At 47.1% G+C, this 8,300-nt stretch carries 10 protein-coding genes; all 10 read right to left on the reverse strand.

Features of this window, described 5'->3' with window-relative positions; translation table 11 throughout:
• Positions 1-24: 24 nt before the first annotated feature.
• Positions 25-903 (reverse strand): ATP synthase F1 subunit gamma, encoded by an 879-nt coding sequence (gene atpG, locus OXH00_03620; GenBank protein MCY3740089.1) that lies wholly within the window; start codon positions 901-903, stop codon positions 25-27.
• 2 nt (positions 904-905) lie between these two features.
• On the reverse strand, positions 906-2,495 hold the full coding sequence (gene atpA, locus OXH00_03625; protein MCY3740090.1) for a F0F1 ATP synthase subunit alpha: 1,590 nt from the start codon (positions 2,493-2,495) through the stop codon (positions 906-908).
• Between the two features lie 186 nt (positions 2,496-2,681).
• Positions 2,682-3,221, reverse strand: coding sequence for an ATP synthase F1 subunit delta (atpH, locus tag OXH00_03630; protein MCY3740091.1), 540 nt, complete (start codon positions 3,219-3,221; stop codon positions 2,682-2,684).
• A 184-nt stretch (positions 3,222-3,405) separates the two neighbouring features.
• Positions 3,406-4,035 carry a F0F1 ATP synthase subunit B gene (gene atpF, locus OXH00_03635; GenBank protein MCY3740092.1) on the reverse strand — a complete coding sequence of 210 codons (630 nt, stop codon included), beginning with the start codon at positions 4,033-4,035 and terminating at the stop codon, positions 3,406-3,408.
• Between the two features lie 119 nt (positions 4,036-4,154).
• A complete protein-coding gene (locus OXH00_03640) occupies positions 4,155-4,460 on the reverse strand; it encodes an ATP synthase F0 subunit C (protein ID MCY3740093.1) in 306 nt (101 codons plus the stop codon).
• Positions 4,461-4,528: 68 nt separating this feature from the next.
• Positions 4,529-5,359 carry a F0F1 ATP synthase subunit A gene (gene atpB / locus OXH00_03645; GenBank protein ID MCY3740094.1) on the reverse strand — a complete coding sequence of 277 codons (831 nt, stop codon included), beginning with the start codon at positions 5,357-5,359 and terminating at the stop codon, positions 4,529-4,531.
• A 77-nt stretch (positions 5,360-5,436) separates the two neighbouring features.
• Entirely contained in the window at positions 5,437-5,844 is a 408-nt protein-coding gene (locus tag OXH00_03650) for an ATP synthase subunit I (GenBank protein ID MCY3740095.1), read from the reverse strand.
• A gap of 65 nt (positions 5,845-5,909) precedes the next feature.
• Positions 5,910-6,203, reverse strand: a complete 294-nt coding sequence (locus tag OXH00_03655; protein MCY3740096.1) for an AtpZ/AtpI family protein — start codon at positions 6,201-6,203, stop codon at positions 5,910-5,912.
• A gap of 267 nt (positions 6,204-6,470) precedes the next feature.
• Positions 6,471-7,892, reverse strand: coding sequence for a hypothetical protein (locus OXH00_03660; GenBank protein MCY3740097.1), 1,422 nt, complete (start codon positions 7,890-7,892; stop codon positions 6,471-6,473).
• 162 nt (positions 7,893-8,054) lie between these two features.
• Positions 8,055-8,300 (reverse strand): hypothetical protein (locus tag OXH00_03665; protein ID MCY3740098.1); only part of this gene is annotated, 246 nt, incomplete at its 5' end.

The following is an 8,300-nucleotide window of genomic DNA, read 5'->3' on the forward strand; positions in this document are numbered from 1 at the left end:
CAGAACGGAGTCTGTCTGCTACTTTTACCCCTCCAGTGCCGCTGCGCCACTTACAATCTCAGAAATTTCGGTTGTAATCTGTGTTTGACGTGCTCTGTTGCGTTGAAGAATTAACTCATCAATGAGCTCTTTTGCCTTTTGTGTAGCGTTCTCCATCGCTGCCATCCGTGCCGCTTGCTCCGCGGCGTTTGAATCCAAAAGCACCTTCCACATTTGCATGTTCAAGTGTTTTCCGAGTAGCATTTCAAAGAGTTCTATCTGGCTTGGCTCGTAGATATAATCAAGGAAATGCGTATCACCTTCAGGCACCTCAGGCACTAACGGGAGGAGTTGTTCAACAAGCACGGTCTGGAGAATAGCAGACCTGAAGTTGTTGTAGACGACCTCAACTTTATCAATTTTTTTGTCGGTATAGAGATGTTCAAACTCGTGGACAACATCAACGGCTGTTTGGAATTCAAGTTGGCGGAAAATATTAATGTATGAATCGGTAACGTCGTAGCCACGGCGTACAAAATGCTCTTGTCCACGTCTCCCGATACAGATAAGCGTCACATCCGCGCCACCCTCTTGATAGTGTTCTATACGTTGTGTTGTAGTACGGATGACATTGCTGTTAAAACTTCCACACAACCCACGGTCACCGGAAACGGAGACGATACAGACATGTTTTATTTCGCGTTCCTCAAGCAGCGGATGCGTCAATGCTTCTTCCTCAGTGTCCATCTGTGAGATGAGATGACCGAGAATTGTATTGAGTTTATCTGCGTAAGGGCGCGTCGCCATAATATTATCTTGGGCACGACGGAGCCGTGCTGCAGCGACGACACGCATGGCATCGGTAACTTGCTCAATGTTTTGAATGCTGGCGATGCGCCGCCGAATTTCTCGTAACGTTGCCATAGTTACTCACCTTCTGTGGGCGCGTCCTCTGATTCAGTGTGTGCGTCCTCTTGTCCCGGTGTTGATGCGGGTGCTTCACTCCAGTTCTCCTTGAAAGTCTTAACAGCAGTGTGCAAGGTCTCAAGGAGTTCATCACTGAGTAAGCCTGTCTCTGCGATTTCTGAGAGGAGTTCAGCATGATTCCTGTCAAGGTATTGTAGAAATTCGGATTCAAACCGAGCCACTTCCGCTTCAGGAACATCATCCAAGTAGCCGTTCGTACCACAGAAAATAGATGTGACTTCCCGCTCAACAGGCATCGGTTCGTATTGCGGTTGTTTCAGCAATTCCACGAGCCGTGTGCCGCGTAGGAGCATAGATTGCGTTAATGCGTCCAAGTCAGACCCGAACTGTGCAAAGGCAGCCACTTCTCGGAAACTCGCAAGGTCAAGTTTAAGGGTACCCGCAACCTCATCCGATTTCATGGCTTTGACTTGCGCATCTCCACCGACCCGCGAAACAGATAGTCCGACATCAATTGCCGGTCTTACACCTTGGTTAAACAGATCCGTTGTGAGGTATATCTGTCCATCGGTGATAGAGATAACGTTTGTAGGGATGTAGGTCGTCAAGTCGCCTTCAAAGATTTCGATGATTGGCAGGGCAGTGAGGGAACCACCGCCTAATTCGTCACTAAGTTTTGCGGAGCGTTCTAAGAGACGAGAGTGTAGATAGAAGACATCGCCGGGGTATGCTTCGCGACCTGGGGGTCTTCGTGAAAGCAGTGACATTTGTCGATATGCCCAGGCGTGTTTTGTCAAGTCATCGTATATGATAAGCGCGTGTTTGCCGTTATTGCTGAAGTATTCACCCATTGAAGTGCCTGAATAGGGCGCGATGTACTGAAGGGGTGATGGCTCACTTGCGGCGGCAGCGACGATGGTCGTATATTCCATTGCATTATGTTCGCGAAGGGTATTGGCAACTTGTGCCAGCGTAGACCCTTTTTGACCGATAGCGACATAAATACAGTAGACATCTGTGTTTTTCTGACTCAGAATAGCGTCTATGGCGATTGCGGTTTTGCCGGTTCGCCGGTCCCCGATAATGAGTTCCCGTTGACCGCGCCCAATGGGTGTCAAACTGTCAATCGCTTTTAAACCTGTGTAAAGTGGTTCGCTAACGGGTTGCCGTTCGACAATGCCCAACCCCTTCCGTTCAACCGGCAGTCGATGTTCAGTTTCAATATCACCCAAACCATCAATAGGTTGACCGAGTGCATCGACAATTCGTCCGAGGAGTGCCTCACCGACAGGGACTTCGGCGAGTCGCCCTGTCCGTTTGGCGGTATCGCCTTCGTGTATGAGTTGGTCTTCGCCGAACAGGACGCAACCGACGTTATCTTCTTCGAGGTTGAAAGCAATGCCGTAGATGTCATTAGGGAATTCGATCATTTCGCTCGCCATGGCATTCGCAAGCCCATACACGCGCGCGATACCATCGCCTACCTCCAGCACAGTGCCGGAATCATAGACATCCACGTCCTGTTCAAACTGTTGCAGTTGTTGTTTAAGGATATTTGATATTTCGTCCGGTCGGACTTCTCTTGCCATATTTTCAGTCCTCTGTGAGGAGTAGTTATCAGTCTTCGGTTTTCAGTAGTTATCAGTTCTCGGTTATCAGTTAATTTCTTGTGGCGGTTGCTTTTCGGGTTACTTACTGCCACAGTCCACCTCTTTAACTCTCACTGCGAGGCAAACTGACGACTGACGACTCTGACAACTGATCACCAATAACTATTACCCTTTCGCGAGTTGTTGCTTCAGGCGTTGGAGTTGTGATGCGACACTTGCATCAAAAACAGTGTCATCTAATTGTACGATGAAGCCGCCTTCAATCTGTGCATCAGTTGTAGTTTCCAATCGCACCTGTTTTCCCGAATACGCGCTTAATTGCTGTGTGAGTCGTTCCTCTTGCTCCGGTGTTATAGGCACAGCGGTCGTCACTTTTGCGACGAGCCTACCAGCAGCTTCGTCAACAATTGCTGAAAAGGCATCTATAATTGCGATGAGGTAACGTTCACGCTGCTTTGATGCAAGTAGTTTGAAGAAGTTAATCGTCAGAGGCTGCATCGCGTCTGCGAAAAGCTGCTGAAACGTCTCGCTTTTAAATTGTGGAGACAATATAGGGCTATGAACTAATTGCGTGAGTTCCACAGATCGTTCGATTAATCCTTGCAGCTTGTCCATATCTGCGGTGATAGCGTCCAAAGCACCTTGTTCTAACGCCGCATCGTATAAGGCACGGGCGTAAGGTTTCGCAACCCGAATGTCTCTCATAGTTCGTTTTACCTTTTTTTTCTTATGCCACGCTCATCTGAACGTTTTAGTAATTGTAAAACGTTTGTAAGTCTCGCCAAAGCAGTTCTACGCAAGTTAATTAACGTCGATATGGTTGGAATTAACCAGAACTCCGATTTGACATCGGAAAAATCGGCGCGAACCCTCAATCATTAAAAAACGACTAACGCGGATCTGCTGGCAACCTACTAATGGATGCGTCAATAATGTGCTGATGCCTCTCTGGGTTGAGTTCTTCGCTTATAATCTTGCTGGCAGCATCAATTGCGAGTTCAGCGACGACCCCTCGCAGTTCGGAGATGGCTTCGTCTTTTTCACGTTGAATCTCGGCTCTGGCTCTCGCGACTTCATCCTCTGCTTCTTGTCGCGCCAGTGTGAGGATGTCCTGACGTTCGGTGTTCCCTTGTTCAATCGCAGTTTGGATTTTAGTTTGCGCTTCGGTCTCAATATCGGCTAAGCGTTGACGCGTCTCTGCGGTGAGCCTGTCCAACTCTTCACGATCAACCCGCAATTGTTCTATCTGCGAAGTGATTTCAGATCTGCGGTCTTCTAAGAGCCCTCCGACCTTGCCGAAAACAAACTTCCAAAGCACGGCGAGCACGACCAGAAAACCGATAGTTTGGATGATAATCGTCTTCGGATCAATGCCAAGCAGCGCAAGAAGCCCTCCTTCAGCAGGAGCCTCGGCAGCGAACGCACTATTGGCGTACATCCCCATTAAGATGAGGCAGCATCCGTAAAATGTCCGGTAGCGTCCCTTGCAAAGTGAAAGCCTATATATAATGTTTCGCATAAGATTACTGTACTCTGTTGTGCGAACTGAAGACGTAACGTATCAACATGAACTTGCAATTTCGACACATCTAATTTCGTCTCGGGTTGCAAGCCTCGCCGCCCGTCTTCAGTCAAAGGTTATCTTCCGGTACCGTCATCTGTCGTGACTCGTCTCGCGTCTGCATCAATCATATTTTGCAGGATTTGACCTTCCGGGAGTTTTGCCTGCAAGATAAAGAACATTAAAAGCGCATAGATAACGAGCGATTCGATGAGTGCCAAACCGATAATCATCGCAGTCTGGATCTGCGGTGCGGAATCAGGTTGACGTGATATCCCTTCAAGAGCAGTGCTTGTTGCACTTCCTTGTGCTCTTGAGGCGAAAATGACGGCGATCGGCAATCCTAAAGTCACGCCAAACGCCAACACTGCTAGATAAATCATGAATGTCCTCCTTGGACGGATACGGACTTGTAGGGACAGGGTAACCCCGCTCCTACAAACCCCAGAAATTAGTGATGCGCTTCATGCGCGTCGTCATGGTGTTCTATGAACAGCACGATGTAGATAGATGTTAAAATAGTAAAAACGAATGCTTGCAGGAAGCCAGCAAATAGCCCGAAAAACAGCATAGGCACTTGCACCGGAATAATCGGTATAGCATCCGCAATCAGCACGATAAGTCCGAGTTTTGTCAGTTCAATAACAACCGCTTTCTCGCCAAAGATGTTCCCGAAAAGACGGACAGCCAGCGAACCGGCGCGTGATAACTGAGCGACCACTTCAAGCGGGAACATCAAAACACCTAACCACGGTGGGTTACCGGCTAAATGTTTCAGATAACCGCCTATCCCGTTCTCTTTAATAGCGATAATTTGAACGCCTAATACGGCGGTTATCCCGAGCGCGAGCGTTGTATTCAAATCTGCTGTTGGAGGTTGAAGCCCCGGAATAACTCCGAGATAGTTCAGGAAGAGAATGAAGATGAAGAAGGAGCCAACAAAGGGAACATACTTTTTGCCGTGGTCGCCTAAAATCCCGCCGAAGAAGTCCATAATACCGCCGACAAATACCTCTAACAGCGTTTGCCCTTTCCCTTCAGGTATCCGTTTCAACTTCCGAGTAGCCAAGATAAAAAACAGTACTAAGACGAGAACAGCAAAGTATGTATTGGGAATTAGATCGGGTTGATGCCACCGCGTCGGTTCAGGGATCATCTCATCCGGTAAGATCTGTGAAATCGGATAGAGCAAACTACGGTGACCGTTGTCGGCTGCGAAACTCCCAGCTACTATTGCCAAACTGAGTCCAGCAACCAAGCAGATAAACGATAGTTTTTTCATGTTTTGTTGTGAATGTCTTTTAAATATGGGGATGGTGTCGGGTGCCTCCGCATTTGAGGTAATTGGTAAGTTCCACCTCAAGACTCATTGGGGTCCTTATTTGAACGGATGTTCATTATCAAGCTGATCGCTTTGATAATGATGGCACCTTGTACTAAAGCAATCCCCCCAGCCAGCGCGTATATATTCATCCACTCCATTTTGAAGAGGAGATAGAGAAGTCCGCCGAGCACTGTATATTTACCGAGTGCGATAAAGCCGAGCAAGGACTTCGTGCGCTTCGATTTCCCGGGCCGAACGAGTCGCCGAACAGCAAATTCGAGCGACCAGAATAGACTCAGGCTGATAGCACTTCCAATCAAGAAACTCGGGAGCGCGGGGCGTTTGAATCCTAAAAGGACTGCCGCAATCACGACGGTAAGGCAGATTGTCAAGATGTAAATATGGCGGATAGTTCGGTCGCCAAACTCCAAAACGGGACCCATTGTAAGTGCGACTCCTTTGTCAAAAGGACAGCGGATTAGGCTGCCAGAATCCCCGCTCTCGGATGTTATTCTTGTCCAGTGCCTTGTGCTTGTTCGGAAGTCGAACGACGTTGTTTTTCTATAGCTTCAAGTCGCCGGTTCCAGCGCGCCACTGACCGAAACATTTCCATGAATCCAGCGGCGACCCCCAGTCCGAAACCGATGTACGATCCGACTGCTGCATTGCCTAATTTTCCACCGATCCACTTACCCCCGAAATAACCGATGCAGATCGCGAGCGCAAGCGTTATCCCGATGGATGCGAGGTCAAACATTCCCACATTTTCATGTTTGAATTGGTTGAGCCGACGTTTAAACATGACGGTTGCTCCGATAAAATGAAAATGGTGTTAGAACAAATTCCCTCGTTAAGCAACGCTATATATTATATCACAAGATTCAGGTGAATGCAAAAAAAATAGAATATTTTCTGAATTAGAAGTTGGCAGGATTAATTACGCGGATCGTGTAAATGTTTATTCATACAATAGCGTAGGCGCGGTTTAAAACCGCGCCTACCACTGGTTTTACTACAGATATAATGGAAGTTGGCTGCTCAACTCTATAATTTCAAACCTTATTTCGCCTTATTTTAATTGGATCAAAACTGCCCAATGGTCTTCAGTCGGAGCAGACACGGTTATACTACCACTGAAGTGAATTTCCTCTTCTTGTCCCCATTCGCTTTTGCTGATATTTAGCCATCTGATCGTTCCCGATTTTGTGTCTACCGCTTCACCAACACCCAAGTTGATATCAACCGAACCGCCATTCGGAAAATAGACAGCGTATTCTTGCCCTGGATTTGCGAAGGTATACGCTTCGTTCTCTGCCCTGTTAGAAAGCAAGCCATTATGAGGTTCGCACGTAAAAATATCCATTTCGTCTGTGATGTTTCGCATACTTTTGATATGCGCTTGCGCCGTTTTGTTCAAACCAACACCGCTATCGGGACGGTGGAACCGTGCCGATGCAAATCCACCGAAGATATTTCGCCAAAACCGCTCCAACCCATCTTGTGTACTGCCGAACCGTCCGCCATCAGCACCGTAAATTTTAATATTATTGATGGGTCGGATCGGTGAGAGTTTTGCTCGAATTTTCTGAGCGTTATCCCAATGCCGCTGCCGTTTCTGGTGGTTATTCTGTGATATATCACAAAAGGAATAGGTTTCAGGATGGTCAAACGTCGCTTTATGCTTATCATCGGATAGATCCCACGGGTCCCACATTTCCGTAGTTTCGACGACGCGTCCTGCTTCTGCTGCTTGCTTCTGGATATATGTTGCCCAGTATTCACCCCATGCAGCCGTGACGGCAGTTTCGTTGTCCATGCAGTAGAGTATATGTCCATACGGAAACGTTTCAGCGAGTAGTTTATCTACAAATTTTTCCTGATATTTCAAGACGATTTCCTGATTGCGCTCTTTCGGAACAGACCAGAAAAAGTTGTTCCCTGTTGCAACTGGATGGCTGTTAACAGCAGTGGGTAACCCTGTCTCTTCTACTGTGTAATTGCTGTTATTTTTTGGGTTGAACGGATTGGCATCCCAAGGCTCTCGATAATAGTTGAAGGTCGCCCATACCTCGATTTGGACGATAATATCCATCTCGTGGGTCCACGTGATGAAGTTCCGAAAACGGTTCCAAAATTCGTCGTTCCACTGATTTAAGTCATAGCCGTCGCCGACTTTTTTGAAGGGTGGCACATCGCCTTCATCAACCCAACTCATCGTCGATCGCACATAGTTACCACCGACTGACTTCAACAATTCAAGATGTGCTTTGAGGTTAGGAATCTGAAATAGATTGTCTTCGACTGAACCACCGATGAGCAAAATCGGTTTGCCTTTATACTGCCAGTAACGCGGGTTTTCTTTATAGATTTGGATTCGATCTTTTTCCATTTCTGTATCCTTTTCGGCTTTAGTATCCTGCGCTGCTGAGGAAAAGAAAACGAATATGAGTAGAGCCAACATAAGTTTGTAGGGTCCCCACAGATTTCGCATAAGAGAATCTCCTGAATATTATTAGGGTATAATGGACTCTTTGACCACAGTTGTTACAAGGACTAAACGGTGTTAGAAACAAGCATCCTTGTTAAGCAACAGGATATATTATAACATAAGATTTAGGAGAATACAATTGAACCGGAACTTGAAAACTACACGCTAAACTTCAACGCGCACAAATGCAAGGAACGCTCCAGACAGAAAAACAGCGAAAAATAGCATTAGCAACAGCAAATCTACTGCTGCAGCGTTGAAATCGCGACCGAGACTAAGCCTATCTTCAAACGTCGGAATTGATTCTGGGCTGATGGGCTTTTTTGACATACCTTCATACGTTCCAATGATATGGAGACTCTCGGGATCTGCTCTATCCATATCCGTGACAAATTCGCGGTATTCACGGGC

The sequence above is a fragment of the Candidatus Poribacteria bacterium genome, from assembly GCA_026706025.1.
Taxonomy (GTDB): Bacteria; Poribacteria; WGA-4E; order WGA-4E; family WGA-3G; genus WGA-3G.

Excerpts from the sequence above, each read along its gene's own strand:
- OXH00_03650 (MCY3740095.1), bottom strand. The coding sequence starts at position 5,844 with ATGGGTCCCGTTTTGGAGTTTGGCGACCGAACTATCCGCCATATTTAC.
- atpF (MCY3740092.1), bottom strand. The coding sequence starts at position 4,035 with ATGCGAAACATTATATATAGGCTTTCACTTTGCAAGGGACGCTACCGG.
- OXH00_03660 (MCY3740097.1), bottom strand. The coding sequence starts at position 7,892 with ATGCGAAATCTGTGGGGACCCTACAAACTTATGTTGGCTCTACTCATA.
- OXH00_03640 (MCY3740093.1), bottom strand. The coding sequence starts at position 4,460 with ATGATTTATCTAGCAGTGTTGGCGTTTGGCGTGACTTTAGGATTGCCG.
- atpA (MCY3740090.1), bottom strand. The coding sequence starts at position 2,495 with ATGGCAAGAGAAGTCCGACCGGACGAAATATCAAATATCCTTAAACAA.
- atpG (MCY3740089.1), bottom strand. The coding sequence starts at position 903 with ATGGCAACGTTACGAGAAATTCGGCGGCGCATCGCCAGCATTCAAAAC.
- OXH00_03655 (MCY3740096.1), bottom strand. The coding sequence starts at position 6,203 with ATGTTTAAACGTCGGCTCAACCAATTCAAACATGAAAATGTGGGAATG.
- atpH (MCY3740091.1), bottom strand. The coding sequence starts at position 3,221 with ATGAGAGACATTCGGGTTGCGAAACCTTACGCCCGTGCCTTATACGAT.
- atpB (MCY3740094.1), bottom strand. The coding sequence starts at position 5,359 with ATGAAAAAACTATCGTTTATCTGCTTGGTTGCTGGACTCAGTTTGGCA.